The organism is Chryseobacterium elymi, assembly GCF_003385495.1.
GTDB classification, from domain to species: domain Bacteria; phylum Bacteroidota; class Bacteroidia; order Flavobacteriales; family Weeksellaceae; genus Chryseobacterium; species Chryseobacterium elymi.
The window spans coordinates 1-664 of the sequence record NZ_QNUH01000066.1 but is presented as its reverse complement, the minus strand read 5'-3'; the positions used below and the strand labels follow the sequence as shown (position 1 = coordinate 664).

Genomic DNA, 664 nt, shown 5'->3' with positions numbered 1-664 from the left:
GCAGGGTTTCCAGTCAGTATATTATATCCTTCATGCTTTAACCCAAATGGATAATAGTTATTTTCTTCAAGAACTTCTATTCCAATTCCATTATTAAAGTAGCTCAACCTTACATTTCCTAAATGGTCTGTATAGTTGTAAATATACTTATTATTTTCAAAATTATAATACCCTTCTACAGTAGGTACAAATTTTAATTTTAATACATTTGCTTTACTACCTTCATACTGGAAACCGTCTACATACTCTGTAATCTTGGAAAGCAAAGAAGTTACAGTTCCTGAAGGATTTGGGGGAGCAAAATTATAAATCTTCTTTAGTTTTACTCCGTCTGCACGATAAGTATAATAGGTATTTTCATTGATCATCCCATTGCGCATAGCCAATCCTTTATCAAACATCAGGTAGTTAGGAAGATTCAAAAAGTTATAATCTATTTGTAAAATTCCTTTATCTCTATGGTCTTTGATGTTTCCATTATCATCATAAGCAATCTGATTTCCGGAGGTATCTGGATAACCACTATATTGTCCTGAAAGATCGGTCACGGTGTTGAGCCTGTTTCCTGTGTAAGTATAGCTAAGATCATCTATAGTCATTGCAATACTGCCTCCCTGTAATCCTTCAGATCGTTTCAGATTGGTAATATTACCATTCAGATCAT

At 33.4% G+C, this 664-nt stretch carries 1 pseudogene; it reads right to left on the bottom strand.

The features are described 5' to 3' along the window. Positions 1-664, bottom strand: a pseudogene (locus DRF60_RS21305) (RHS repeat-associated core domain-containing protein); the annotation flags it as partial.